Annotated in this window: 19 protein-coding genes; 16 read left to right on the forward strand and 3 right to left on the reverse strand. The window is 30.6% G+C overall.

What is annotated here, in order from left to right; genetic code table 11:
* The first annotated feature begins 78 nt into the window (after nt 1–78).
* Nucleotides 79–1,527, forward strand: coding sequence for a lipopolysaccharide biosynthesis protein (locus G9F71_RS05150; RefSeq protein WP_164950102.1), 1,449 nt, complete (start codon nt 79–81; stop codon nt 1,525–1,527).
* 59 nt (nt 1,528–1,586) lie between these two features.
* Here the strand turns inward: G9F71_RS05150 and G9F71_RS05155 are convergent, their stop codons facing one another.
* Nucleotides 1,587–2,264, reverse strand: coding sequence for a YARHG domain-containing protein (locus G9F71_RS05155; RefSeq protein WP_164950114.1), 678 nt, complete (start codon nt 2,262–2,264; stop codon nt 1,587–1,589).
* 400 nt (nt 2,265–2,664) lie between these two features.
* Here G9F71_RS05155 and G9F71_RS05160 point away from each other — a divergent pair, with 400 nt between their 5' ends.
* Nucleotides 2,665–4,962, forward strand: coding sequence for an HD domain-containing phosphohydrolase (locus tag G9F71_RS05160; RefSeq protein WP_164950101.1), 2,298 nt, complete (start codon nt 2,665–2,667; stop codon nt 4,960–4,962).
* Nucleotides 4,963–5,112: 150 nt separating this feature from the next.
* Here the strand turns inward: G9F71_RS05160 and G9F71_RS05165 are convergent, their stop codons facing one another.
* A complete protein-coding gene (locus tag G9F71_RS05165; RefSeq protein ID WP_164950100.1) occupies nt 5,113–6,831 on the reverse strand; it encodes a methyl-accepting chemotaxis protein in 1,719 nt (572 codons plus the stop codon).
* A gap of 368 nt (nt 6,832–7,199) precedes the next feature.
* Between G9F71_RS05165 and G9F71_RS05170 the strand changes: the two genes are divergently transcribed.
* The 11 genes from G9F71_RS05170 to G9F71_RS05220 all read left to right on the forward strand — a co-directional run bounded on the left by G9F71_RS05170 (nt 7,200) and on the right by G9F71_RS05220 (nt 20,943).
* On the forward strand, nt 7,200–8,123 hold the full coding sequence (locus tag G9F71_RS05170; RefSeq protein WP_164950099.1) for an NUDIX hydrolase: 924 nt from the start codon (nt 7,200–7,202) through the stop codon (nt 8,121–8,123).
* A 37-nt stretch (nt 8,124–8,160) separates the two neighbouring features.
* Complete coding sequence (locus G9F71_RS05175; RefSeq protein WP_224626200.1) at nt 8,161–8,817, forward strand: isochorismatase family cysteine hydrolase; 657 nt, start codon at nt 8,161–8,163, stop codon at nt 8,815–8,817.
* A gap of 22 nt (nt 8,818–8,839) precedes the next feature.
* Nucleotides 8,840–10,330, forward strand: a complete 1,491-nt coding sequence (locus G9F71_RS05180; protein ID WP_164950098.1) for a nicotinate phosphoribosyltransferase — start codon at nt 8,840–8,842, stop codon at nt 10,328–10,330.
* A gap of 42 nt (nt 10,331–10,372) precedes the next feature.
* Nucleotides 10,373–13,060, forward strand: coding sequence for a sigma 54-interacting transcriptional regulator (locus G9F71_RS05185; protein WP_164950097.1), 2,688 nt, complete (start codon nt 10,373–10,375; stop codon nt 13,058–13,060).
* A gap of 307 nt (nt 13,061–13,367) precedes the next feature.
* Nucleotides 13,368–13,685: a PTS sugar transporter subunit IIB gene (locus tag G9F71_RS05190; protein ID WP_125003255.1), complete on the forward strand. Its 318-nt coding sequence runs from the start codon at nt 13,368–13,370 to the stop codon at nt 13,683–13,685.
* Nucleotides 13,686–13,778: 93 nt separating this feature from the next.
* Complete coding sequence (gene celB / locus G9F71_RS05195) at nt 13,779–15,113, forward strand: PTS cellobiose transporter subunit IIC (RefSeq protein WP_164947381.1); 1,335 nt, start codon at nt 13,779–13,781, stop codon at nt 15,111–15,113.
* Between the two features lie 384 nt (nt 15,114–15,497).
* Nucleotides 15,498–15,815, forward strand: a complete 318-nt coding sequence (locus G9F71_RS05200; RefSeq protein ID WP_164950096.1) for a PTS lactose/cellobiose transporter subunit IIA — start codon at nt 15,498–15,500, stop codon at nt 15,813–15,815.
* Nucleotides 15,816–15,867: 52 nt separating this feature from the next.
* Nucleotides 15,868–17,181 carry a 6-phospho-beta-glucosidase gene (locus G9F71_RS05205; RefSeq protein WP_164950095.1) on the forward strand — a complete coding sequence of 438 codons (1,314 nt, stop codon included), beginning with the start codon at nt 15,868–15,870 and terminating at the stop codon, nt 17,179–17,181.
* An 84-nt stretch (nt 17,182–17,265) separates the two neighbouring features.
* The gene (locus G9F71_RS05210; RefSeq protein ID WP_164950094.1) at nt 17,266–17,526 is read left to right on the forward strand and encodes an HPr family phosphocarrier protein; all 261 of its coding nucleotides are present in this window, start codon (nt 17,266–17,268) and stop codon (nt 17,524–17,526) included.
* A 38-nt stretch (nt 17,527–17,564) separates the two neighbouring features.
* Nucleotides 17,565–18,653, forward strand: a complete 1,089-nt coding sequence (locus G9F71_RS05215) for a DUF871 domain-containing protein (RefSeq protein ID WP_164950093.1) — start codon at nt 17,565–17,567, stop codon at nt 18,651–18,653.
* A gap of 205 nt (nt 18,654–18,858) precedes the next feature.
* Entirely contained in the window at nt 18,859–20,943 is a 2,085-nt protein-coding gene (locus G9F71_RS05220) for a methyl-accepting chemotaxis protein (RefSeq protein WP_164950092.1), read from the forward strand.
* 141 nt (nt 20,944–21,084) lie between these two features.
* Here G9F71_RS05220 and G9F71_RS05225 read toward each other — a convergent pair whose 3' ends face one another.
* Complete coding sequence (locus G9F71_RS05225; protein ID WP_164950091.1) at nt 21,085–21,732, reverse strand: hypothetical protein; 648 nt, start codon at nt 21,730–21,732, stop codon at nt 21,085–21,087.
* A 386-nt stretch (nt 21,733–22,118) separates the two neighbouring features.
* On the opposite strand from G9F71_RS05225, the gene G9F71_RS05230 reads away from it, so the two are divergent.
* The 3 genes from G9F71_RS05230 to gpmA all read left to right on the forward strand — a co-directional run bounded on the left by G9F71_RS05230 (nt 22,119) and on the right by gpmA (nt 25,321).
* Entirely contained in the window at nt 22,119–23,252 is a 1,134-nt protein-coding gene (locus G9F71_RS05230) for an SPFH domain-containing protein (RefSeq protein WP_164950090.1), read from the forward strand.
* A gap of 76 nt (nt 23,253–23,328) precedes the next feature.
* Nucleotides 23,329–24,447, forward strand: a complete 1,119-nt coding sequence (locus G9F71_RS05235; protein WP_164950089.1) for a hypothetical protein — start codon at nt 23,329–23,331, stop codon at nt 24,445–24,447.
* Between the two features lie 136 nt (nt 24,448–24,583).
* The gene (gene gpmA / locus G9F71_RS05240) at nt 24,584–25,321 is read left to right on the forward strand and encodes a 2,3-diphosphoglycerate-dependent phosphoglycerate mutase (RefSeq protein ID WP_164950088.1); all 738 of its coding nucleotides are present in this window, start codon (nt 24,584–24,586) and stop codon (nt 25,319–25,321) included.
* Nucleotides 25,322–25,449: the final 128 nt, after the last annotated feature.

The following is a 25,449-nucleotide window of genomic DNA, read 5'->3' on the forward strand; positions in this document are numbered from 1 at the left end:
TTATGTTTTCTTGAGATTAAGGCATCCTCAGAAACAACTAACTAGCATAATGGAAATACGACCAATGGGGGTATACTTATGAGAAAAAGCAAACTTATTAAAAATTCTGCAATATATACTATTGGAGATTTATTGCCAAGATTAATTTCAGTTTTTATGATTCAAATATATACAAATGAGGCGTATTTAAGTATGAGCCAAAAGGGAATAATGGATACTATAATGCCTATTACATCTATATTTTCTACTTTCTATTTATTGGGATTAGATGCAGCGCTAAATCGATTTTATTACAGTGATAAAGATGAGGAAAAGCAAAAAGTACTTATTAGTACTTTATGGATATTTTTATTTGCATATACTTTGATATTAAGTGCCGGTTTAATTATATTTGGACAAGGATTGTGCAAGTTAATATTTAAGAATATACCCTTTGACCCATTCTTTAAATTAATGATTATAAATTGTTTTTTTTCAACGTTTACTATAATGCCCTTAACCCTTTTCAGAATGAAAGAACAAGCATTAAGATTTGGTATATTCAACATATTAACCACACTTTTAAATGTAAGTTTTTGTATCTATTTTATAGTTTTCTTAAAACAAGGAGCAGAAGGAAATATAAAGGGATATATACTTTGTAATTTTGTATTTGCAACAATATATTTGGTATTAACATTTAAAGATTTAAAATTTAAATTTTCCTTGCCTATTTTAAAAGAAAGCTTAAAGTATGGTATTCCTCTTATTCCACATGCTATTGGTGGATGGGTTATTAATGCTTCGGATAGGTGGTTTATTCAAAGATACAGAGAGCTTGCAGAGGTAGCTATTTATGGACTAGCATATCAAATAGGTTCATTACTAGATTTCTTAATTGGAGCAATAAATAAGGCATATGTGCCATTTTTCTTTAAAACTATAGATGAGGATGAAAATGCTAAAACAATATTCGAAGATATATTAAAATATTATTCAGTGTTAATACTATCATTAGGTCTAGGCATTGCTATGTTTGCCAAAGAAATAATTACATTGTTGGCTCACAGTAATGCTTACATCGTAGCATATAAGATAATACCTATAATTGCATTAGTTTCAGTTGTTCATGGATACTATTTTATGAGTGTGAATAGTATATTTTATGCTAAAAAGACTAAGTTTTTAGCAACGGTAACAGCTATATCAGCAGTTATTAATATAGTACTTAACTTTATATTAGTTCCTAAGTATGGGATGTATGCAGCGGCATATACAACGCTAGTAGCATATTTATTTTCGTCTATTGCCACCTATATTGTTGCACAAAAATGCTATTATATAAAATGGCATTGGAATGTTATTATTACGAATATGGCAATATGTTTGGGTGTTTATTTTGTAAGTATGATAGGGTTTGGTAATATATTTATCAATATAATTTACAAAACAATTATATATATGGGATATATTTCAGTATTATTTATGTTTAAGATACTTTCCTTTGATAAGTTTTTATATTATAAAAGCAAGATTTTGAAAAGATAAAAGGCATTTAGCATATAAATAAATTTAAGGGACTGATATCATATCAGCCCCTAGGGTAGTTATTTTTCATATTTTGAAATTAATTGTATGTTATGCATTTCTATATCGGTTAATTCTCCATCAGAGCCTTGAAAGTTAGGATTTGGTTTATACCAAGATTTTTTTTCGAAATAACTCTTAAATTGTTCAGCCTTAAATACAAACCCATGTCTAGCATAGATTTCATTTCTAGCCAAGGTTAAGTTTTCTTTGATTAATTTAGAAACATCAGATTCTATTAGATTTTCACTTGCACTTTTAGGGAAAATATAATAATCCGGGGAATTGAGGTTACTTATATCTGTTTTATCTGCAGTTGCAGAAACAGTTGGTTTTATATTAGCATCTTTTTTAGTGCTAGTATCAGTAGGTGTAATCTTATTTTTTGTGGTTGTCTTCTCCGATTTTTTAGAACTATCAGAGAAAAATTTTGAAACTGAAATGTAATAGCTACCAAAGCCTACAGATAAAAGGAGTATTAAAACACCAAGTATTATAAAAACTTTTGGTTTAGTGGATTTAGTACTAATTATTTTTGAATTAGTTTGTTTAGTATTAATTTCTTTTGAAGAAGTATTAAAATCTAAGCTTGGTTTTTTTTCAGCAGGTATTGAATTATTATATATATTTTTACTACCACATTTTCTGCAAAAATTCGTGCCATCTTCTAATTTATAGCCACATTTAGAACAATACATAAATTATCCTCTCCTCACTAAGGTGTATAATAGATAGTATACTAAAATAAACGTATGTTTTAAAGCTTATAAGATAGAAAAATAAACAATTCATAATAAATTTATATTGTGAACTTCCTTTAGATATGCATATTTTTTTAGCTAAACAGCCGTGAATAGCAAGAGTGGAAAGGTTCTGTAAACCAAGAAAGCTTAATTGTAGTGGTGTGAGGGTTAGTTAAAAACAAGTAAAAATCAGAATAAAAAGAATGATGTATAAATTCAATTTATTCACAATAATCTTGTAATAATTAATTGAAAATATGCGTAATAGGTAGTAAAATATAACAATAAGGAGGTTGTTATTACTATATTTATTATTATAATAAAAAAAATAAAATATAGAGCTAGTGAGGTGAACATGATTAAAAGCAGAAGGAAATATTACTTTATCGCTATATTGTTTGCATCATTTTTTATTTTAAGTACCTCTGAAATATATGCTAATTCTGAGAACATTAAGAGCATAAGTGTTGTAATGGATGATAATTATCCACCTTACTCTTTTCGAGATAGTGACGGAAATTTGCAAGGTATAACTATTGATCAATGGAAACTTTTCCAGGCCAAAACGGGAATAAAACCTGTAATCACTGGCATGGAATGGAGTAAAGCATACTCAGCCATGAACAATAGTGAATTTGATGTTATTGATACAATTTCTTATAATGTGAAAAGAGAAAAGGCATTTGATTATACGGAGCCTTATGCAACTATTGATGTTCCAATTTTTTCTCAAAAGAACATTTCAGGAATTACTAATGTAGAGTCTTTAAAAGGCTTTACTGTAGGGGCAAAAAAAGGTGATAATAGTATCGATATTCTTAAGAAAAACGGAATTACAAACATAATAGAATATAATAGTGCAGAGGATATTGTTAAAGCTGCTAAAAAGCAAAAACTTGTGATATTTGTTTTGGGTAAATCTCCAGGACTTTACTATTTATATAAGATGCAAATCCAAGATAATTTTAATTATTCAAGTTCATTGTACACAAGTGAATTTTATAGAGCAGTAAAAAAAGGTGACACAAATATTCTAAATGTTATAAATGAAGGGTTTTCTACCATATCAAAAGCTGAATATAAGTCAATTGATGAAAAATGGTTTGGGAAAACAGAATCAAATTTTTATAAGAGTAAGATTTTTAAGTTCGGTGCATTAGGGATAATAGGTATTATTTTATTTGCATTGTTACTTATTGTTTGGAATAGATTACTACATCGCAAGGTTAAACAGAAGACCAAAGAATTATATGATTCTATTGAAGAACTAAAAAATAGTGAGTCAAGAAGCAGAGCACTCTTAGAAGCTGTTCCAGATATGTTTATTTTGGTTAATAGGGATGGCAAAATCATTGATTATAATTCAATGGAAGAGAAAATCAAATATTTTAATAAGGAAAATTATATAAATAAAAATGTTTATGACATATTGCCTAGTGAGATATGTATGCAAATTAATTTTTTAATTAATCAGGATTATATAATAGAAAAAGTTAAGACAATTGAATATTGTTTAAATATAGAAGGTTGTAGGAGAGATTTTGAAGCTAGATTGGTGGGAAGTAGGAATAATACTGTGGTAGGCATTATTAGAGATATCACTAAGCGAAAACAAATGGAACAAAAGTTAGAATCTTTAGGGTACCAAGATCAACTAACAGGATTATATAACAGAAGGTTTTTTGAAAAAGAGGTAGAACGACTAGATTTGGAAGAAAACTTACCTTTAACTATTGTTATGGCGGATGTCAATGGCTTAAAGCTTGTCAATGATTCATTTGGACATGCTGTTGGAGATGGTTTGCTTAAGGTGGTTGCTGAAGTTATTTTAAGGGGGTGCAGAGCTTTTGACATTGTTGCTAGACTTGGAGGAGATGAGTTTGTCATTCTACTATGCAAAACAGATATTTATGAAACTGAGCAAATCATTAAGAAGATACAGACAATCGCCCAAGAGGAAAAAGTAGGGTCTGTTGATATATCCGTTTCTTTTGGATATGCAACAAAGAATAGTATGAGCGAAAAAACTCAAGAAGTTTTCAAAAAAGCTGAAGACCATATGTATAAGAGAAAGATATTTGAAGGGCCTAGTATGAGGGGGAAAACAATAAATACTATTATTAAAACTCTTCATGAAAAAAACAAAGGGGAAGAGCAACACTCCCATAGAGTATCCTCACTATGTGAAAGTATGGGTAGAGCTATTGGCCTAAATGAAGTGGGAATTAATGAACTTAAAACCGTTGGCTTACTTCATGATATAGGAAAAATAGCTATAGATGAAAATATACTTAATAAACCTGGTAAGCTTGATGAGGGTGAAAGGGATGAAATTGAGCGTCATCCTGAAATCGGATATAGAATACTTAGCACAGTAAATGACATGTCTGAAATGGCAGAATATATCTTAGCACATCATGAAAAGTTGGATGGTAGTGGGTATCCTAAAGGTCTAGAGGGCGAAAAAATACCACTTCAATCAAGAATAATAGCTATAGCAGATGCTTATGATGCAATGACTAGTGAAAGGAGTTATCGCAGTGCATTATCAGAAGAAATTGCAGTTGCTGAATTACAAAAATATGCAGGTACTCAATTTGATGCAGAACTTATAGAGGTGTTTGTGGAAAAAGTGTTAGGCAAGCACACCTAACTTTGAACCGGAAATCAAAATGAAATCCTGGACTTATAAGTCCAGGATGGAAATGTAGCTAGATTTGTCTACACTTTAGCACACTTCAATGCAAATTTCATTATTGCTAATATCCATAAATGCAATGGATAAAAAACACAAAATAACAAATTATATTTTAAACTTTTGAATTACCTCAGTAAGCTTTTGAGAAAGTTCTGCTTGTCCTTGTGCTGTTGATGCAACTTGTTGTATAGCAGCTGTAGTTTCATCTATGCTCTCTTTTATTGTTTCTGATTGTTCGCTTGATTTTTGTGATGTCTGGGCCATGTTTTGAATAGATTCACTTACTTGCCCAACTGTAACAGTAATACTCCCAGACATAGAAGTAATTTCCTCGGATATTTTACTTACAAGATCTGCATCATTATAATACTGATTACCTATTTCTACATAAGCATCAAATTGTGCTTGTACATCTGTATTGATAAACTTTAATATATCACTACCTGTATCTATACTGCTTTTAAATGCTTGATGAACTTTCACAATAGTTTCTTGAATGCTTGTTACTGCTTGTGAAGATTGTTCTGCAAGCTTTCTTACTTCGTCTGCTACCACTGCAAAGCCTTTTCCGTTTTCTCCTGCTCTTGCTGCCTCTATTGCAGCATTTAATGCAAGTAAATTTGTTTGCTCTGCTATACTTCCGATGGTATCTGCCATAAATTTTATACTATCTACTACTTTTCCATCTTCAATTGCTTTTAACATCTTATTTTGTTTTTCAGCATATATTTTTCGAGTCTCCTCTAAAGCTTTCTGACTATTACTTTGAACTTTTATAGCTCTTTCTTTAGACTGTTTTGCATTATGACTTCCTTCCATAGCTTTTGAAGTTAGTTCATTAATACTTGAATCTACTTCTTCAACAGAGGCACTTATTTCCTCTGTGGCTACACTGGAAAGTTGAGCACCAGAAGTAATAGTATTTATTGCTTCATCAATAATTTCAGTTTTGCAAGATAATTCTTCAACAGTTGCGGATAACTCTTCTGAGGAAGCACTTAAATCCTGTGAATTTTCCATAATTATTTTTACTAAGCTACTCATGTTTTCCTGTGCAGCATTTAAAGCTATAGCTGTTTGTCCAAATTCGTCTTTCATTGTAATCGTGATTGCAGTTGAAAAATCGTAGCAAGATAACCTACTAGCTAAATCTTTTATTTTGTTTAATGGATCCACTATTTTCTTACTTAATATGTATGCCATAAAAATTATAATTAAAAATGCTATAGTTGTATAAATTATAATAGAATTTTTAACACTGTTAAACTGAGTTATGTTATCTAAATTTTCCTTTTCAGCTGATTTCCCATTTATGTCGATGCATTCTTGTAGTTTTGAAAGCATAGCAATTGTAAGTGTAGCTACATCTGAATTATAGATTTTAGTTGCTTCATCATAATTATTAGATTTTACAAGTTCTATTACCTTACTTTTTGATTCCCTATATTTTAATAAGTGATTTTTAAAATCATCATAAATTTTATCCTCTTTTTTTGATATTGTATTTATACTATCGTATTCACTCATATATTTTTCATCTTTTTTACCTAAATCATCAATAGTTTTTATAAGATTATCTAGATTACTTCTATCTTTTTCAAAAATGATTTTTAGCATATTAGAATTAGTTTCATTTATACCACCACGCATTTCTTCTAAATCCCTAATAGATATTAAGTTATTACTGTACATTTTATTTCCATTTTTACTTATTTTTGAAGAACTTAATATACCCTCTACTCCTATTAAAACCATAAAAATACAAATCACTGAAAATACAAATATAATTTTTTTTCTTACACTTAAATTTACAAAAAAATTCATTTTGACGCTTCCCTTCTTTTTCATAATATATTTTGAAATCATGGTGATTATTAGAAATCTATGAAAACTAGAATATGTAACTATATATTTTCTTTAGAACTATTTTCAAGGTTGCACAAACAATTGAATATTAACATATTATTGTATCAAAAAGTCGAAAATATATACAAGATGCCTATAGGGCGGTTATATAGCTATTTAGTAGGCCTGAATTACAACTAAATCATGAGAAGATTAAATCTTTAGTAGTTATTTCAAATGTATTGACTTTGTACTAAAATGGTGCTAAGGTTATAGTATCAAAACAATACAAAGGTTGCTGATTCTACATAGTCATAAAAATAACAAATAAGAAAGGAAAACTGATTATGAGAAATATAGATATGAAAAATAAAGACGGATTAACTGAGAAGGAGTTTTTAGATAGTTACATACCCGGAGATTATGATAGGCCAGCGAATACAGTGGACATGTTACTTTTCACGGTGGATGATGTACCCATAGAGGGGAAAGACCCAGATAAAGCACTAAAATTGCTTTTAATAAAAAGGGCAGACCATCCATACATGGGATGCTATGCTATTCCAGGAGGGTTTGTACATATTGATGAGGCCTTAACTACTGCTTGCTTTAGAGAATTGAAAGAAGAAACTAATGTTGAGAGCGTATATTTTGAACAGTTAAAAACTTTCGGTGATTTAGTACAGCGAGATCCAAGGATGAGGGTTATTTCAATAGCTTATTTAGCCTTAGCTGATAAAACCAATATTAAGGAAGTAGCGGGAGATGACGCAAGTTTTGCACAATGGTTTACGGTAAGAAAGGATTTTATTTCTTCTAATAATTCAGGAATAGAGAGAGTGGATACATACAATTTAACTTTTGTTTCTGATGATGGCGAGGTTAGGATAGGGTATCTTGTCACTGAGAGATTTATTAAAAATGGTGTTATTTCAATTAAAGTACCTTCTTATGAGCTTTTAGGATGGAGTAAAGAGGAACTTGCCTTTGATCATATTGATTTGGTGTATTGTGGCATTGAAAGATTAAAAAATAAAATAGAATATACACCTATAGCATTTACCCTTTTACCTAAATATTTTACGCTAAGGGAAATTCAAAAAGTTTATGAAGCAATACTACATTTAGAAAAGCCTTTTTCAAGAGCTAATTTTAGAAGGAAAATCAAAAAAATGGTAATAAAGACTGAAAAAGAAAAATTAACATCAGGAAGACCTGCAATCTGTTATATGTTTAATGAAAGTTGGGAACATAGTTTTTTTGATGAATAATGGAAATAAAATATTAAATTTAGAAAGAGGGATTTATATGATGGCTTTAATGATAAATAAAATATTTGATATGGAAAAGGAAATAAGGGGTAAGAGCCTTAATTTATCAGACCTTTCAAAAGAAAAAACAGCACTAATTGTAGTAGATATGGTAAATGGATTTGTACACCAAGGTGCACTATCATCACAAAGAGTTACAGAAATAATAAATAATTTAGTAACTATTAATAAAAGGACAGATGGGTATAAAAAAATATTTTTTTTAGATGAGCATGATGAAAATTCAGTGGAGTTTAAAAATTATGCTAAACATTGTTTAAAAGATAATATAGAGTCAGAGCTTATTCCAGAGTTAAGATGTCAGGATGTTACTTGTAATAGCAACACTACAATGATATCTAAAAATAGTACTAATGGTTTTCATGCACCAGAATTTGAAGTATGGCTTGATGCAAATGAGGAGAGCATTGAAAACTATATTATTGTAGGTTGTGAAGTAGATATTTGTGTAAGCCAGTTTGCTACAACATTAAAGACATATTTCAACCAAAAAAACCTGCGTAGAAGGATAATTGTTCCTGTGGACTCCGTTGAAACCTTTGATTTTGGAATCCATGATGGAGATTTAATGAAAGTTATTTCACTATGGGAAATGCAATCAAATGGTATAGAAGTAGTAGATAGTATAATTTAATAATTAAGAGGGAGCGATATAAATGAGTAAAATATTAAACAAATTCAATCTTAAAGATGAAAGAAACCTTTCAATGTTAATGGATTTTTATGAACTAACAATGTCAAATGGGTATTTTGTAAATGGGCTTTCAGATACTATTGTGTATTTTGATATGTTTTACAGAAAGAATCCAGATGGAGCAGGTTACTCAATAGTTGCAGGATTGGAGCAACTTATTGATTTTATCAAAAAGCTTAAATTCACTGGAGAAGATATTGACTACTTAAGAAGTAAAGGAATTCTAGCGGAGGAATTTTTACAATACTTATTAACCTTTAAATTTACTGGAGATATTTATGCAATACCTGAAGGAACACCGGTATTTCCTAATGAAGCACTTGTAACTGTTAAATCTAAGGTAATTGATGCACAACTTATTGAAACAATGATTTTATTAACAGTTAATCATCAAAGCTTAATAGTTACTAAGGCTAATAGAATTGTTAGGGCTGCAAAAGGGAGACCAGTTTTAGAACTAGGAGCAAGAAGGGCACATGGAGCTGATGGAGCTATAATGGGCGCAAGAGCTTCTTATATAGGTGGCGTTGCGGGTACTGCAACTGTAATGGCAGAAACAATGTTTGGAGTTCCTGCAACTGGTACAATGGCTCATTCCTGGATACAATTATTTGGAGATGAATATAAGGCATTTGAAACCTATGCAAAAACTTACCCTGATTCCTGCACACTGCTTGTTGATACTTATAACGTTTTAAATAGTGGTATTCCTAATGCTATTAAAGTTTCGAGGGATGTGCTAGAACCTATTGGAATGAGATTAAAAGCAATTAGGCTAGACAGTGGGGACCTTTCATACCTTTCAAAGCAAGTGAGGATTATGCTTGACGATGCAGGTCTTACAGATTGTAAGATAGTAGCTTCAAACAGTTTAGATGAATATATCATTACTGATTTATTAAATCAAGGTGCTAAAATAGATATATTTGGTGTTGGTGAAAGAATGGTTACTGCTAAATCAGAACCGGTATTTGGTGGAGTTTATAAATTAGTAGCTGTTGAAGAAGATGGAGAGATCTCACCAAGAATTAAATTAAGTGAAAATGAAGAAAAAATTATCAATCCAGGATACAAAATGATTTGGAGATTATATGACAAGGATACACATAAGGCAATTGCTGATGTTATAACATTGGCGGAGGAGGATATAAATGAATCAGTACCTTATAATATCTTTGACCCAGTTTATACTTGGAAGAAGAAAAAAGTCACCAATTTTTATGCTAAAAAGCTTCAAGTTCCAGTTTTCTTTAAGGGAGAATGTGTATATGAATTACCAACCATAGAAGAAATAAGAATTTACTGTAAAAATCAAGTAGACAGCATATGGGAGGAAGTTAGGAGATTTTCTAATCCTCATAAATACTATGTAGATTTATCTTTGGAACTTTGGCTTGTTAAACAGGAATTAATTCAAAGGTATAGGAATTCAGAAGAGAAAAACAAAAAGTAATTTATTATTCCCCAAAAAAAATAATAATATAGGGGTGTAAATATGAAGAGAATTGATATTATTTATGAAAATTTAAAAGCCATATGTTATCAAGATGGAATTAATGCAAACGATTTAGCAGAAGCATTAGGGCTTACTAGAGCGAATGTAAGTAGTGATTTAAATAAATTATGTGTTGAAGGTAAAGTAAAAAAAAGTAATAGTAGACCTGTATTATTTACTGTTAATTATGAAAAGGTTCAGTGCAAGAATGAATGTGTATTTGACAGATATTTAAGAGAAAATAATAGTCTATCAGTAGCAGTTGAATACGCTAAGGCAGCTATATTATATCCGCCTAAAGGAATGCATACGCTGATTTTAGGCGAAACAGGTGTTGGAAAGTCAATGTTTGCAGAGCTAATGTACAGATATGCATTAGAAGCAGGTAAAATCAAGAAGGATTCTCCATTTATAATTTTCAACTGTGCAGATTATTCAAATAATCCACAACTTCTTTTAAGTCAGTTATTTGGTGTGAAAAAAGGCGCATATACTGGGGCTGATAGCGATAGGCAGGGTTTAATAGAAAAATCACAGGGGGGGATATTATTTTTAGACGAAGTTCACAGATTACCATCTGAAGGTCAGGAAATGCTCTTTACAGTTATGGATAAGGGTATATTTAGAAGGCTTGGAGAAAGCGAAAAGGAAAGAACGTCAGAAGTGATGTTCATTTCAGCTACTACTGAAAATCCAGATTCTAGTTTGCTTACAACTTTTACAAGAAGAATTCCTATGATTATAAAAATACCTAGCTTAAAAGAACGCGGATTTCAAGAAAGATTTAAGTTAATAAGAACTTTTTTTACAGAAGAATCTCATAGGCTAAGCAGAGATATTTCAGTGTCCATTAATTCCTTAAGAGCACTTTTTAGTTATGATTGTAAAAATAATGTTGGACAACTTAAAACAGATATTCAGCTTTCTTGTGCTAAGGCATATGCTGATTTTTTAAGCAATAAAAAACAGGTCGTAAAAATAAATAGCTCTGATTTGCCTGTTTATGTTAGAGAAGGTTTATATAAGGAAAAGGAGCATAGACAAATTTGGAATAGTATTATTGGTATAGATAACAAGTATTACGTGTTTAATAATGAATCTAATGAGGAAATTTTCGATTTTGAGAAAAAACAACAAAGCATATATGAGATTATTGATGAAAAGGCTAATGAATTAAGAGCTAAAGGAATTAGTGATATTTGTTTAGAAAAAACAATGGAAGAAGATATTGACAGATATTTTGCACAATATATAAGTAGAGTAAACAATAATATAAATGTATCTAATATTAAAAATGTAGTAGATCCATTTATTGTACATGTGGTGGAAGAGATTTTAAAGTATAGTGAATTAAAGTTAAATAAAAGTTTTAGCCAAAAGGTATATTTTGGCCTATCATTCCATATAAAAACCCTTGTTGATAGAGTTAAAAATAATAAAATAATAATTAATCCTCAAATTAAAAAAATTAAAAATGAATATAAAAATGAATTTAATGTAGCATTAGAATGCTTAGAGATAATAGAAAGCAATCTAGATATAAAATTACCAGTGGATGAGGCTGGATTTATAGCCATGTTTTTTGTGTTAGACCATAAAAATATTCAAAATACAGTTAATAACCCAGGTGTACTTGTTATAGCACATGGAAATAGTACTGCTACATCCATGGTGCAAACTGCTAATACTCTCTTAGGAATAGAGTATGCTGTAGCTTTTGATGCACCTCTTGATGTTAGTGCTAATGAAATCTTAAATAAAGTAAGAGAATATGTAAGAAAAGATACTAGAAAAGCTGGATATATTTTTTTAACTGATATGGGATCATTAACTACTTTTGGTCAAATTATAGAAAAAGAATTTGAAATTCCAGTTAAAGTAATTTCTTTGGTTAGTACGCTGCATGTTATTGAAGCAACAAGAAAATCATCTCTTGGATATAAATTAGATGATATATATAGGGATTGTTATGACATAATGCCATTTGTTGAAAACGAAACCATAGAAAAAACAAAGTGTAAAACAATGGCAATAGTGACAATATGCATGACTGGAGAGGGAAGTGCAATAGCAATTAAAAATTTACTTTTGGATAACTTAAAAATTGATGATAAATTATGTGAAATTATTCCACTCAATTTAATTCATAAAGAAAAAATTGAGAGTAGAATAATTACACTCGGTAAGGAAAAGGAAATTATAGCAATAGTGTCTCATTTTAATATAAATACTGAAATACCTCAATTTAGCTTAGAACAAGTTATAGGGTTAAATGCTATTAGTGACATACAAAAAATAGTTGATATTCAAAGTACCTATTACGGTATGGGAAAAACCTTGAAAAATCATTTGAAAAATGTTGAGGGGGAAAAAGTTTTTGAAGATGTAGAACAATTTATTTCTAAAATTCAGAAAAGTATAAAAGAAAAAATAGCTGTTGAAGATTTAATTGGTATTACCCTTCATATTAGTTGCATGATAGATAGATTAAAATCAGGAGAAAAATTTATAGAATACGGGGATAAAAATAAATACATCCATAACAACAAAGGCTTATATTATATAGTGAAAAATTCATTGTTCTCTATAGAAGAGAAATACAAGATAAATATAATGGATGATGAAGTATGCTATATTATGAATATAATAGAAAAAAGGAAAATGCAATTTGAAAAGCTTGAAGAATAAAACACTATTTAAATAGTGTTTAAAAAAAATGCATTGTAAACGAAACCATTAAAACACTAAGTGAATTATTGAAACACTATAAAATATATTGAAAAAAGGTAAAACAGTGTAAACTGTAGACTATATTATGGTTAGCTGTAAGTTTCACTTTTATAAATATTTTGGATTAAAATAAGTAGCAACAATAATGGTTCCATAGCTGTAAATGGTTTGTAGGACTATCTATTAATTTAGCAACATGGTGTTTTGGCACAGATGTTGCTATTACTATATGTATACAAATTTAAAATGTGATGGGGGGTTGGAAATGAATATTTTATTATGTTGTGCAGGTGGAATGTCTACAAGTTTGCTAGTCAAAAAAATGCAAGAAGCTGCAGTACAAATGGGTATAGAGTCAAAAATATGGGCTATAGGGGAAGCTCAAGTAGTAGATAATATACAAAATGCAGATGTTTTATTATTAGGACCTCAAATTAGGTTTAAACTTAATGATTTGAAAAAAATGGGAAAAGAGCAACACATACCTGTTGAAGTAATTAGCATGATTGATTATGGAAGAATTAATGGAAAAGCTGTACTTGAGTATGCAATGAAGTTAATTGAACTTCAGAAGGAAAGTTAGTTCTATAGGAAAAGTGAAAATTACGGTGATTTATCATTGTTAAGGGGAGTAATAATTAATAATAATTATTATTAATTACAAGGGGGCATTAATGTGAATAAGATATTAGCATTTCTTGAAAAAAGACTCATGCCAGTTGCATCTAAAGTTGCGGCCCAAAGACATATGCAGGCAATGAGGGACGGTATGGTTTTAGGCATGCCACTTTTAATTGCAGGTTCTATATTCTTAATTTTATGTAACATACCTTTACCTAATGGTGCATGGCCAAAGTGGTTGGCAAGTACATTTGGACCAAATTTTCAGGGAATGTATTTAGCAGCACCGGCTCATGCTACTTTTTGGATATTTTCTCTAATAGTGTGTATGGGTATTTCTTATTATTTAGCTCAAAGTTATCATGTTGACCAACTACCAGCAGCAGTTATAGCCTTAGCATGCTTTTTCACAGTAACGCCACAGGACTGTGGAGGCGTAAAAGGTGCATGGGGAGTTTCATTTGGTAATATGGGTCCTGGAGGAGTTTTTGTTGCAATTATAGTTGCATTTATATCAACAGAGGTATATAGACGTGTTATACAAAAAAATATAACTATAAAAATGCCGGAAAGTGTACCGCCAGCAATTGCAAAATCATTTGCAGCAATGATTCCAGGTATAGCATGTATTTTTACTATGTTCATTATTCATTGCTTATGTGGATTAACACCTTATGGAAATTTACACGCACTTATTACCAAATTAATACAAATACCACTTAGTAATTTAGGCACAAGTTTACCAGCAACATTACTTATTGTATTTTTAATTCATTTATTATGGATATGCGGACTTCATGGCGCAATTATAGTTGGTGGGTTAATGGAGCCAGTATGGTTAAGTTATATGGAAACAAATTTAAATTTATACAAAGCAGGTAGTCCAGTTACTCAAATTATTAGTAAGCAGTTTTTTGATTCATGGGTTTATGTAGGAGGATCAGGGGCTACTTTAGCACTAGTTATTTTAATGGTAGTAAGGGCTAAAAGTAAGCAAGGCAAAACTTTTGGTAAATCAGTTATTGGAAGTTCATTATTTAATATTAATGAGCCAGTTATATTTGGTATGCCAATTGTAATGAATGCATTACTTATTATTCCATTCATATTAACACCATTAGTGTTGGTTGTAGTTACTTATTTCTCTATGAAGTGGGGATTTGTAGCAAAACCAGTAGGAATAGTCGTACATTGGGCCACACCACCGATTATTGGAGGATTTCTAGCAACAGGTGGAAAAATATCGGGAGCTGTTCTTCAAATAGTTAACTTCGGAATAGCAATGGTTATATATTATCCTTTTTTCCTTGCATGGGACAAAAAGTGCGTACAAGAAGAAAGTCAAGCTACAACTACTTCAGCGAAAGCTAAAGCTAATGTGAATATCTGAAACTCCCACACATAAATGAATGGGGTTCTTAAATAGTAAATAACTTCTTTTATACTCTCATTTATAATAAAAACTATAAATTACAACATATAAAAACTAATTATTTTCTTCAAGAATTTCACTATCAAGCATCACAATTGATACATTAACGATAGTATATGGCTCGTTTCAAAACCTAGGTATATTATATCCTACTAAAATAACCATGTCTAATGGTATATTTTAGTAGTGATATCCATACCACACCTAAAGAGAGTGGGATGGATAGCAGAAATTCTTTGTAATATTTTTTAAAATTGAGAATTGAGAATTGAGAGTGAAGAATTGAAAATATAATTAACTCTCAGCTCTTAATTCTCAATTAATAAAAAGGGGATGTTAATTATGGACAATGTGGATAATCAAGAAGTAATAATGCAACTTATAGTTTTAGGTGGAAACGCTAGAAGTATAAGCATGCAAGCAATAGTAGAAGCTAAAAATGGTAATATTTTAAAAGCAAAAGAAACCCTTAAGGAAGCATCAGTAGAATTAAATAATGCTCACAAAATTCAAACACAATTAATACAAAAAGAAATATCAGGACAAGGAGTGGAGATATCTTTATTAATGATACATGCCCAAGATCATTTGATGAATGCGATAACAGTAAAGGATTTGGCAACAGAATTTATTGCTTTATATGAAAAGATGGCAGACTAAGTAAAATGGAGTTATGCATGGCTATGTGCGATATATAAAGGAGAGTGCATATATGATGGGGCTTAAAATTGTTACAATAGGTGGGGGTTCAAGTTATACACCAGAATTAATAGAGGGATTTATAAAAAGATATGATACATTACCAGTAACAGAAATTTGGCTTGTAGATATTGAAGAAGGCAGAGAAAAATTAAACATAATATGTGAATTAGCCAATAGGATGATTAAAAAATCAGGTTTACCAATTAGTGTTTATGGAACTTTAGACAGGACAACTGCATTAAAGGATGCTGATTTCGTAACTACTCAAATACGAGTAGGGGGACTAGAAGCCAGAATTCTAGATGAAAAGATTCCATTGAAATATAAAGTTATAGGACAAGAAACTAACGGATCAGGGGGTCTATTTAAGGCTCTTAGAACTATTCCAGTTATATTAGACATAGCCGCGGAAATGGAAAAACTATGTCCTAATGCATGGCTTATAAATTTTACTAACCCAGCAGGGATGGTTACAGAAGCAGTTTTAAAATATGGAAAAATCAAAAAAGTAGTGGGGCTATGTAATGTACCGATACATATGGAAATGAATATTGCAAAAGCTTTAGAGGTAGAACCAAACCGTATACGTGTAGATTTTGCAGGATTAAACCATATGGTTTATGGACTTAATGTATATTTAGATGGGGCGCGCGTTACTGAAAAGGTTATAGAGACTATTCTTAATGGTAATGTATCTATGTCTATGAAAAATATAATAGATTTAGACTGGGAAAAAGATTTTATAAAGGCATTAGGTGTACTCCCTTGTCCATATCATAGGTACTATTATAAGGCAGATGAAATGCTAAACAATGAATTAAGCGAAGCAGAGACCGTAGGAACAAGAGGTGAGGTTGTAAAACAAATTGAGAAAGAATTATTTGAACTTTATAAAGATCAAAATTTAGATATAAAACCGCCACAACTTGAAAAGCGTGGAGGCGCTTATTATAGTGATGCGGCTTGTAGATTAATTGAATCAATTTATAATGATAGGAAAGATATCCAAGTAGTTAATACTAGAAATAATGGTGCAATCTCAGGTATTCCGAGAGATTCAGCAATTGAGATAAGCTGTGTTATTACAAAAGAGGGACCTGTCCCATGCACCCTAGGTGAACTTCCTATAGCAACAAAAGGGCTTATAATGCAAATTAAAGCTTTTGAAATTATATCAGTAGAAGCTGCAATAACAGGTGATTATCATAAAGCATTACTCGCAATGACTATTAATCCATTAGTTCCATCTGATACTTTGGCTAAGAAAATACTTGATGAAATGCTTGAGGCACATAAAAAATATTTACCAATATTTTATAGATGATGATTTAATTTAAATAAAAGTAATTACTCTTATAATTATAAAAAAGTATTGATGTTAGATAATTTATGGAAAGGAGGAAATACATTGAGAAGTGAAAAAGTAATTTTGGGAAATGAAGTAGGACTTCACGCGAGACCTGCTGCTTTACTTATAAAAGAAGCATCAAAATATAAAAGTCAGATAAATATTATAAAAGAGGAAAAAAATTATAATGGAAAAAGTATAATATCAATTTTATCAATGGCTGCAATAAAAGGTGATGAGTTAACCGTATTAGCAGAGGGTGAAGATGAAGCAGAAGCAGTAAATTCACTTAAAGAATTTATAGCAAATTATAAGGACTAACTGGATTTTCTGAAAATATAATTGTGGAGGCAATAAAAATGAATAAACTTGGGATCTCAGTGTACCCTCATAATGGGAGCAAAGAAAAGAACTTAGCATATATTAAACTTTCAAGTAAATATGGATTTAAAAGGATGTTTACTTGCTTAATTTCTTTAGAGGATAGAAATTTAGAAAAGAGCATAATTGATTTTAAAGAAATGGTGGCTTTTGCAAATGAATGTGGTATGGAAGTAATTGCAGATGTGGAACCAGCTGTGTTTAAAAAATTTGGAACAACTTTTAAAGATTTATCATTTTTTAAAGAACTAGGTGTATATGGTATAAGATTGGATTTAGGTTTTAGTGGAATAGAAGAATCTATCATGACGTTTAATCCCTATGGATTAAAAATTGAATTAAATATGAGTAATGGAAGCAAATATGTGGATAATATTTTATCTTATAAGCCTAATGTGGATAACATTTTAGGCTGTCATAATTTTTATCCTCATGTTTATACTGGATTAAGTTATGAACACTTTATAAAGTGTAGCAAACAGTTTAAAGAATTAGGCATTAGGACTGCTGCTTTTATAAATTCTAAAGTGGCTAAGTTTGGGCCTTGGCCTGTATCCGAAGGCCTTTGTACTTTGGAAATGCATAGAAATTTACCAATAGAAATACAGGCTAAGCATTTACTATGTACTGGAGTAATTGATGATATAATAATAGGCAATGCATTTGCAAGTGAAGAGGAATTACAAAAATTAAGTAGGATAAACAAGGATATGTTGCAATTTACAGTAGAATTGCAGGATCATATTCCAAGATTGGAAAGAAAAATTGTTTTGGAAGAGTTTCATTTCAATCGTGGTGATGTATCAGAGTATGTTGCTAGATCCACGCAAAGTAGAGTCAAGTACAAAGATTGCGAATTTCCCCCTTTTAACACTCCTGATATTAAAAGAGGAGATGTTTTAATTGAATCCTCCTTATATACAAGGTATGCAGGAGAACTTCAAATTGCATTAAAAGACATGAAAAATAGCGGTAAAACTAATGTGGTTGGAAAAATTGCAAAAGAAGAAATATTTTTATTAGAATATTTAGAGCCTTGGATGAAATTTGGGTTTGTAGAAAAATAGCTATAATATCAATTGATAAAATTAACTGTAAAGTTAGCCTTATCAATTTTTTTCGTTTTAACCAAAAATTTTACAATCACAGGTTAAAAAGGAGTTTACTTAATGAATCTTCTCTTAAGAATGATGCTAATGTAAAAAATATATAAAGGATTTTAAAATAAAACCGATAAATGTATAAACTAAAAATAAAAATTAGGAGGAAATTATGAAACAAGCTAAAGATTCAAGCTTTAAATTATTTAATAGAGCAAAGAAAATAAATACAATTATATTAACATCAATTTTACCTGTATTTTTAATAACTGTTATGGCTATAGGAATCTTTGCTTATAATAATTCGAAAAAAACAATAAGTAATGAGATTGAGCAAAAAATGAATCATCAATTAAAAGAAACGATAAATTCCATACAAACAGACTTACAAAAACATGGTCAAATTCCGGCTTCAATATCAAGAAGTGTGGAATCTTTAGGTAAAAGTATGAAAAAAGATAATTTTGTTTCTCTTACACAAAAGAGTATAAGTACTAATGAAGATACTTTTGGACTCGGAATATGGTTTGAACCTTATAAATACGATGCAACTTTAAAGTATTTTTCGCCATATGCATTTAAAGAAAATGGGAAACCAAAATATTCAGATGAGTACATAACTACACAATATGAATACACTAAACAGGAATGGTATACTTTGGGAAAAAATACTGAAAAGGTTGTTGTTTGGTCTTCGGCATATGTTGATGCCGTAACTAAGTTTGATATGGTAACAGCTACAGCTCCTTTTTATGATGCTAATCATAATTTTATTGGAGTTACTACAGCTGATATGAGTTTAGTAGCCATTCAAAAGAAAATAGCTGGAATTAAAGTTGGTAATGGTGGGAAAGCTGTCCTTTTAAGTGGTGACGGAACATATTTAGCAGGTACTAGTAAAGAAAATATAATGAAATTAAAGGTTAGTGATAATTCTAATAAAGATATAGCTGAAGTAGGTAAAAAAATTGTAAAAGATAAAAATGGTAATGCTGGGTATAAAGATGTAGATGGTAAAAAACAAGTCTATTATGAATTAGTACCGGAAACAGGTTGGATAGTTGCATTAGTAATGCCTGAAAGCGAACTTTATGCATCACTCCAAAATTTATTGTTAAAGATTACTGCAATTCTAATAGTAGCTTCAATTTTAATTATTATCGTAGTTCTTCTATTTAGTTCATACATAACAAAAAATATAAAGAGGGTAAATGATCTTTCTTTCGCTATTGCAGAAGGGGATTTAACGAAGATATTAGATATTAATAGTAAAAATGAATTAGGGGAAATGGGAAGTAATTTAAATAAAATGACTAATAATTTAAGAAAGCTAGTTACGAGTACCATAGAAAGTTTAGAACAGGTTGTAGCAACATCAGAAGAGCTTACAGCAAGTTCAGATCAAACTCAGGAGTCAGCAGAAGAAATATCACTCGCTATTCAAAAGGTTGCCAAGGGAAGTGAAAAGCAGGTAGTGATTGCCCTTGATGCATCAAGAGTAGCAAAAGAGATATTTAAAGGTATAGAACAAATATCACAAAATATTCAACAAGTTACCAATGTTTCACTAGCTACATTTACCAAAGCTGAAAAAGGTAATGGAGTTGTAAATTCTGCTGTTCAGTATATGAATAATATTAGTGAAAAAGTAGCTATTTCATCACAAGTAGTGTCAGTATTAGGAGATAAATCTACGGAAATAGGAAGTATAGTATCCTCAATAACGTCTATTGCAGAGCAAACTAATTTACTCGCTTTAAATGCAGCTATTGAAGCGGCTAGAGCAGGACAGCAAGGTAGAGGTTTTGCTGTTGTTGCTGATGAAGTTAGGAAACTTGCAGAGCAATCAGCGAGGGCGGCAGGAAATATATCAGGATTAATACATGAAATTCAAAGTGAGATTGTAAATGCGGTGCAAGCTATGAATAATGGTACTATAGCTGTGAATGACGGAACTAGAATGGTTAGTGAGGCAGGTAAATCCTTTGCAGACATATTGCAGGATGTTAATTCTATGTCATCTCAGATGCAGGACATAGCTGCTGTAGTAGAAGAAATAAGTGCAGGTACCCACAATATGCTTGAGGGTGTTGAAAATGTATCGAGAATATCTAATGAATCATCAGGAAATTCTCAGAATGTATCAGCTAGTTCACAGCAGCAGACAGAATTAATGAAAGAAGTAGCGAGTGCTGCTGAAAACTTAACTAGTATGGCTGAAGAATTACAAAATTCCATGAGCAATTTTAAATTGTAATGCTTTATGATTTTTCAAAATACAAAAAAAGGGAGTTCATTTAATGAACTTCCTTTTTTAAAATATATATCATTATTTTAACTCCTGCAAAACAATTGTACTTAAATATCTAATGCTAATGAAGAGTTTGAATGTAGCATCTTAGGTAAAATATGCTAGATTAATTATATCTTTTGAACGTCTTTGATTCCAAAGTAAGTCCAAATTTATATCTCGATGCTCGCCATAGGTGGAAACTGAAATATAATATATATTATCTTTTGAATTAAGCAATAAATCAGTAATAGTCATCCAGTGCCAAGTATATTCTTTGAATTCCACTAGTGGGTGTTTAAGAACTAGGATAGCAATGGGAAGTTTTTGAGATAGTGCCTTAGAAATAAAGTTTATAGCGTCTTGCATAGTAGAGGCATTATCATCTAAAATGTGAGGGACCAAAGATACACCTCTTTTTTTTGCAAAAGCTAAAACACTATCAGAGAACTTTCGAACAGAGGTAAGTCCAAAAATTCCTGGCTTTACGTATTTTCGGATTTCAATCATATGAAAAGTAAAATCCACCTTATTTGCAATACCCTTATAAGGATATAGCGCATGATATTTATCCTCAAAAGTTTGAGCTAAATATGCAGTTATATTTGCAGCAGCAACAGGGCCACAACCGCTAAGTTTATGAAATTTCTTTGGAAACCAGTACTGGCTTCCACCATAATATGAAGTTTTTGAATCATATATATTAAATTGAATCTCTTCAAAGTTAGTACTTTTAGGCCTAATGAAACTTTCCATGGTTATCACCCCTTTATAGGATTTTTAAATTATTTTGTATTAGATTGCAATAGTCAAGATTGATTTTGTTTATTATCTAATATACTATAGTTCTTATTAGGTGTAAACAAGGTTAATATGGAATAGAAATAAGATAAAGTTTGTGAATTTAATATATTATATTCTTAATTATAAAATGGCTCATATTTATATAAAGTATACTCATTCATTTTTAGTAAGTTAAATCATAAATATATATAGTAAAATAATAATGTTACCGGTTATGGAGTGTTTATAAGAAATAATGTCGTAAAAAAGGGATTTCGGAAGTGAGTATAGAAAATTATAAATAGATGAATTTATTACAATTGTTATGTGCTCTTAAGGATTAATAGGAGGTTTTAAATATGGGATTATTTAACTTTATTAAAAATCAATTTATTGAAGTAATAGAATGGACTGATAATACTACAGATACAATGGTATATAGATTTCCAGTAGAAAACAAAGAGATAAAAATGGGAGCGCAATTAACTGTAAGAGAATCTCAACTTGCGGTATTTGTTAACGAGGGTGTTATAGCAGACGTATTTTATCCAGGTAGATATACTTTATCTACTGAAAATATGCCTATAACTAGTAAACTAAAATCATGGAAGTATGGCTTTGATTCTCCTTTTAAAGCAGAAGTGTATTTTGTTAATTCAAAACAATTTACAGATCAGAAGTGGGGTACGTCAAATCCTATAATGATGCGTGATAAAGAGTTTGGAATGCTTAGATTAAGAGGATATGGTATTTATTCTTATGGAGTTGTTAATGCTGAAATATTCTTAAAAGAGGTTTTTGGAACTAATCAGCAGTTTGATACTGAAAGCATTTCAGGACAACTAAAACGTACTATCTTATCAGGTATTACAGATTTACTAGGTGAATCTAAAATACCTGCACTGGATCTTGCTATGAATTATGATGAGTTAAGTGAGCAAGCTAAAAATAAATTACAACCTAAATTTTATGAATTTGGATTTGAGCTTAAAACTCTAATAATTGAAAATCTATCTCTTCCAGAAGAAGTTGAAAAAGTTATGGACAAGAGAACCTCTATGGGGGTGCTTGGAAATCTAAATCAGTATACTCAGTATCAGGCTGCAGAAGCAATAAGAGATGCTGCTCAAAATCCAGGTGGTATGGGTGGCGTAGGAGCTTCTATGGGAGCTGGGGCAGCTATTGGTAATATTATGGCAGAATCACTAAAAGGAAATTCGTATTCGCAAAATTCTTCTGAGATTAGTACAGTTGAATGTCCTCATTGCCATTCACAAGTATCCAGCAATCATAAATTTTGTAATGCATGTGGAAAATCATTAGAACAGTTAAAGAATAAATGCAGTAAATGTGGAGCAGATGTTGATAGTAATGCAAAATTCTGCCCTGAATGTGGTTGTTCTCAGAATTTAGAAAAGTTTTGCTCAAATTGTAGAGCTAAAATGTCCCCAAGTGCAAAATTTTGCCCTGAATGTGGAACTTCAAATGCTTAAATCTTAAAAAATATTATGAGGGAAAATATATTAGCTTAATGATAATTTTTCAAGAGATGTATTAGGGGGAGAGAATATGGGTGAAACACCTTGTGCTGAAAATAATACTATTAAACAGGAACAAACAGAACGTTTTCTTTGCTCATCTTGTGGCGGAAATATGGTATTTGAGCCTAAAAAACAAAAATTAGTGTGTTTATATTGTTCAAATGAAAGTGAAGTTAACTTTGAAAAAACAAATATAATTGAAAATGACTTTTATATTGCAGAAAATACTAAAAATAAGAATTGGGAAAATGAAAAAAGAATAATTAAGTGTGAGAGTTGTGGAGCGCAGACCTTGCTTGATGAAAATAGTACTGCACAGTTTTGTGCCTTTTGTGGTTCTTCACATATAATAAAAACCCAGGAAGTTGTAGGTATAGTGCCAGAGTCACTAATCCCCTTTGTTATATCCAAAGATGCTGCAGGAGTATTATTTTCAAATTGGATAAAGAAGTTATTTTTTGCTCCTAGAGCACTTAAATCTAGTTATAATATGAATAAAATGAAGGGGGTATACATACCTTTCTGGACATATGATAGCCATACATTTTCAGATTATACTGCAGAAAGAGGCACCTATTACTATGTAACTGAAACTGAATGGGTTGAGGAGGATGGTGAAAGAAAGCAGGTTACAAAGCAAGTTAGAAAAACATCATGGAGCTATGTATCTGGAGATTATTCTAAGTTTTATGATGATATTTTAATTAATGCGTCAGCGCAAATTAATAATCATATAATAAGTAAATTGGAACCCTTTAATCTAAAGGAACTTGTCTTGTATAAACCAGAATTTTTATCAGGGTTTTTAGCTGAAAGGTATAGCATAGATTTAAAATCAGGTTGGAAAATAGCTGAGGAGAAAATAGAAAGTGATTTAAGTGGTGAAATTAGGCAACATATAGGTGGAGATGAAGTCAGAAACTTAAGCTTTTCAACTGCCTATGATGCTATAAAATTTAAGCATATTTTATTACCTATATGGATTTCTGCGTATATTTATAAAACTAAGGTATACAGGTTTATGATAAACGGGCAAACCGGTGAAGTTGATGGTGAATCTCCAGTTAGTACTGTAAAAGTAATGTTACTAATTTTAGCTATTCTAGCTGTTATTGGTGGAGCATATTTTTATTTTTCAAATAAGTAGGGGGTAGCCTATTTTATAAATAAGCCTGGTTTTAGCTTTATTGGATATGTACAATGATTTGGAGTATAATAATCTAAATACAAATAATTTAAATGCAAATAATCGTAGTATATAAATTAATAAAGGAGTGATTAAGTTGATTAAGCTAGTATTAATAAGACATGGCGAAAGCCTTTGGAATAAAGAAAATAGATTTACCGGTTGGACAGATGTAGATTTATCAGAGAATGGTTTAATTGAGGCAAGGAAAGCAGGTGAAATTCTTAAACAAAATGGGTATACCTTTGACATAGCATATACTTCTGTATTAAAAAGGGCAATTAGAACTCTTTGGATTGCACTGCATGAGATGGATTTAATGTGGATTCCTGTATACAAGTCATGGAAGCTCAATGAAAGACATTATGGCGCATTGCAAGGTTTAAATAAGACGGAAACTGCAGAAAAATATGGAGATGAGCAAGTTCATAAATGGAGAAGATATGTAGATGTAAGACCACCAGAACTTTCGAAAACTGATGATAGATATCCAGGGAAGGAATTAAAATATAGTGAATTAAGAGAAGATGAGATTCCTGCAACTGAAAGTTTAGAGGATACTGTAAAGAGAGTAATGGTTGAATGGTTTGGAGAAATAGCACCCAAAATCAAAGAGGGTAAGAAGGTTATAATTTCTGCACATGGAAATACTTTAAGAGCATTAGTAAAATATCTGGATAACATATCCAGTGATAATATTGTAAATTTGAATATACCTACAGGAATTCCACTTGTATATGAACTAGATGATAATCTGAATCCTATTCGGCATTATTATTTAGAGCTAGATGGCAAGTTGCCACAAGATGCAATTCCAAAAACATTTAAGGAATAAAATTAGACTTGCAATACTAAAAAAAGCCCGTATCTTAATTTACTTACTAATTAAGATATAGGTTTTTTTTATTTACTTTACTTAAATATACAAAAAGTTTAAAATCAGTATTAGGTACAGTTTAAATT

Origin of the sequence: Clostridium sp. FP2 (assembly GCF_011065955.2) — a bacterium.
Classification (GTDB): domain Bacteria; phylum Bacillota; class Clostridia; order Clostridiales; family Clostridiaceae; genus Clostridium_AD; species Clostridium_AD tagluense.

Bases quoted from the DNA above. Each gene is read 5' to 3' on its own strand.
- G9F71_RS05225 (WP_164950091.1), bottom strand. From the start codon at position 21,732: ATGGAAAGTTTCATTAGGCCTAAAAGTACTAACTTTGAAGAGATTCAA.
- G9F71_RS05200 (WP_164950096.1), top strand. From the start codon at position 15,498: ATGGACAATGTGGATAATCAAGAAGTAATAATGCAACTTATAGTTTTA.
- G9F71_RS05180 (WP_164950098.1), top strand. From the start codon at position 8,840: ATGAGTAAAATATTAAACAAATTCAATCTTAAAGATGAAAGAAACCTT.
- G9F71_RS05235 (WP_164950089.1), top strand. From the start codon at position 23,329: ATGGGTGAAACACCTTGTGCTGAAAATAATACTATTAAACAGGAACAA.
- G9F71_RS05185 (WP_164950097.1), top strand. From the start codon at position 10,373: ATGAAGAGAATTGATATTATTTATGAAAATTTAAAAGCCATATGTTAT.
- G9F71_RS05190 (WP_125003255.1), top strand. From the start codon at position 13,368: ATGAATATTTTATTATGTTGTGCAGGTGGAATGTCTACAAGTTTGCTA.
- G9F71_RS05150 (WP_164950102.1), top strand. From the start codon at position 79: ATGAGAAAAAGCAAACTTATTAAAAATTCTGCAATATATACTATTGGA.
- G9F71_RS05175 (WP_224626200.1), top strand. From the start codon at position 8,161: ATGATGGCTTTAATGATAAATAAAATATTTGATATGGAAAAGGAAATA.
- G9F71_RS05165 (WP_164950100.1), bottom strand. From the start codon at position 6,831: ATGAATTTTTTTGTAAATTTAAGTGTAAGAAAAAAAATTATATTTGTA.
- G9F71_RS05155 (WP_164950114.1), bottom strand. From the start codon at position 2,264: ATGTATTGTTCTAAATGTGGCTATAAATTAGAAGATGGCACGAATTTT.
- G9F71_RS05230 (WP_164950090.1), top strand. From the start codon at position 22,119: ATGGGATTATTTAACTTTATTAAAAATCAATTTATTGAAGTAATAGAA.
- G9F71_RS05220 (WP_164950092.1), top strand. From the start codon at position 18,859: ATGAAACAAGCTAAAGATTCAAGCTTTAAATTATTTAATAGAGCAAAG.
- G9F71_RS05205 (WP_164950095.1), top strand. From the start codon at position 15,868: ATGATGGGGCTTAAAATTGTTACAATAGGTGGGGGTTCAAGTTATACA.
- G9F71_RS05160 (WP_164950101.1), top strand. From the start codon at position 2,665: ATGATTAAAAGCAGAAGGAAATATTACTTTATCGCTATATTGTTTGCA.
- G9F71_RS05170 (WP_164950099.1), top strand. From the start codon at position 7,200: ATGAGAAATATAGATATGAAAAATAAAGACGGATTAACTGAGAAGGAG.
- G9F71_RS05215 (WP_164950093.1), top strand. From the start codon at position 17,565: ATGAATAAACTTGGGATCTCAGTGTACCCTCATAATGGGAGCAAAGAA.